Source organism: Paenibacillus sp. OT2-17 (genome assembly GCF_009827695.1).
Lineage (GTDB): Bacteria > Bacillota > Bacilli > Paenibacillales > Paenibacillaceae > Paenibacillus > Paenibacillus polymyxa_B.
The window spans coordinates 1-2,474 of record NZ_WUDQ01000550.1 but is presented as its reverse complement, the minus strand read 5'-3'; the positions used below and the strand labels follow the sequence as shown (position 1 = coordinate 2,474).

Below are 2,474 nucleotides of genomic sequence, written 5' to 3'. Positions count from 1 at the left end.
GGATACACCAGGCGTAGATTCCACAGACCACGGACATGCGCTGGCGACACATTCTGCTTTACATTGGGCAGATATTGTTTTTTATGTGATGGATTACAATCATGTCCAATCTGAAAATAATTTGTCCTTTGCCAAAAGTTTGTCGGATTGGGGCAAGCCATTATATTTGATCATCAATCAAATCGATAAACACCGGGAGCGAGAGCTTTCATTTACACGTTATCGTAATGAGGTGGAGACCAGCTTTCATGCCTGGCAGGTTCATTATACGGATATCCTCTTTACTTCCTTGAAGGAGCAGAATCATCCATGGAACCAGTGGAAACAGTTGACGTACCTGATTCCGAAATTGCTGGAGCGAAAAACAGAGCTTTTGGCATACAGTTTAGTGTCCTCTATGCATCATTTGGTAGAGCAACACGTGGAGACTGTGCAGGCAGCTGAAGAAGAGGAACTGAACACACTGTTAAAAGAAGCAGGTGGAGAAGAAGCCATTTTGCGCCTGGATATAGAGCAGAAAACCTTGCAGCAAGAAGATGAGCACTGGAAGGTGCTTCCGGAGCAGGAGCGTAAACGACTGCGTCAAGAGCTGGATCATTTACTGGAACACGCACATTTGACGCCAGCGGAGCTACGTGAAGCCGCAGGCGAATACTTAGAGAGCCGCAAGCCGGGCTTCAAAACAGGAATATGGTTTGCAGGAGGAAAGACTGAGCGAGAAAAGGAAAGCCGTTTGGAACGGCTGACAGGAATGCTGACTGATCAGGTGGAGGGACAATTGCTTCCTCATATACGGGAGCTACTGAGGTCTTGGGGTGACGGTCAGGGTTTGTGGTCCGCTGCGATGGAGCAGGAGCTGGATGATATCCGCCCTGTGACGGACCGGCAACTGGTAGAGCAAACGGTGAAGGAAAATGCCTTGTCGCCGGAGTATACGTTGAACTATTGCAAGGATCTACGCGCAGTTGTGACCGCCGATTGCCGCCGTAAGGCGCTAACGCTGCTAGACCGCCTGCTGGCCCAGCTTGCAGTGCGAGCCGAAGCCCGCCGCGCGGCTCTCGCGGATGCACGCACTGCGCTGCTGGCGCAGGCGGACGCGGCGAGCCGCTACAGCACCCGCGTGCAGGCCTCGGCTTCGCACGCCAGCCTGCTGCGCAGCTTGCTGCCGCAGGCGTCCGCGCCAGGCGGCTTGCCCCGTGCGATCGCGCCTGCACCGGCGTCCGATACCGCCGTTGCTGCCCCGCAAGCTGCGGCACCAACGGGCGTTGCGCGTTCTGACATCGCTGGCCCGCGCAACGCATCGGCGCAGCCGCTAGCAGGAACGGCGTCAGCACAGCCTGCCGCCGGAGGCCGCCGCACGCGGCTGGATGCAGCAGCGGCCCGATTGAAGGCTGCCGCTGCCCTGGTAAGCCCGTACCCTGCCATGCAAGCGGCGGTACGGGATTTACATGCCCGTGCCGCTGCGCTGGAGGGAGGGCAGTTTACGCTGGCGCTGTTTGGAGCGTTCAGCGCTGGGAAATCCAGCTTCGCCAACGCTTTGCTGGGTGAAGCTGTGTTGCCCGTATCGCCGCATCCAACGACAGCGGCGATTAACCGCATAATGGCGCCTGCAAGTGCTGAGCGCCATGCCACGGCTGACGTCCATATGAAACCAGTGGACGCGTTGCGGGAAGATCTTAAATACTCATTTCGGTTATTAGGATTGGGGGAACCCGCGGCAGCGGGCTGGCAAGAAGCCGTTCATGCTTTATCTCCGGAAGGCATCCATCCTGCGGGTAGGCCTCATTATAGTTTTTTGAAGGCTGCCGCAGCCGGATGGGAAGAAGCTGAAAGCTTGCTGGGACAACAGCTACAGGTGGATTTAGAGCAGTATCGGGATTTTGTTGCGTCTGAGCACAAATCATGCTTTGTGGAGCATATCGACCTTTATTATGATTGCGCTCTGACCCGTCAGGGCATCGTGCTAGTGGATACGCCAGGAGCGGATTCTGTGAATGCACGACACACAGGCGTGACTTTCAACTATATGAAGCATGCGGACGCTCTTGTATTTGTCACCTATTATAACCATGCGTTTACGCAAGGTGATCGCCAGTTCCTGAACCAACTAGGTCGAGTTAAAGAGACCTTGGCGCTGGATCAGACGTTTTTTATAGTTAATGCATCAGATCTGGCTTCTTCTGAAGAAGAACTGCATTCTGTTACCCGGCATGTACAGGAACAACTACAGGCGAATGGAATCCGAAAACCACGTATTTATCCGCTTTCCAGTATGCTGGCGTTGGAAGCTGCCGAACAGGGAGAGGCTTCGCTGCGTTCAGCTTCACGTTTTGATGCATTTGAAGATGATTTTTCAGCATTTGCAGCCGAAGTTCTGTACAGAGGTTAGAGTATGGAGATACCAAAAGGTTACAGAGTGATTTTTCACTTGACTGAATATATACAATCGTTATATCTTAAATTAATTAACCAAT

Annotated in this window: 1 protein-coding gene; it reads left to right on the top strand. The window is 53.4% G+C overall.

The window, feature by feature from the left end; all coding sequences use genetic code 11:
• A partial coding sequence (locus tag GRP75_RS24420; protein ID WP_237449172.1) for a dynamin family protein occupies positions 1-2,389 on the top strand: 2,389 nt, incomplete at its 5' end.
• Positions 2,390-2,474 lie beyond the last annotated feature (85 nt).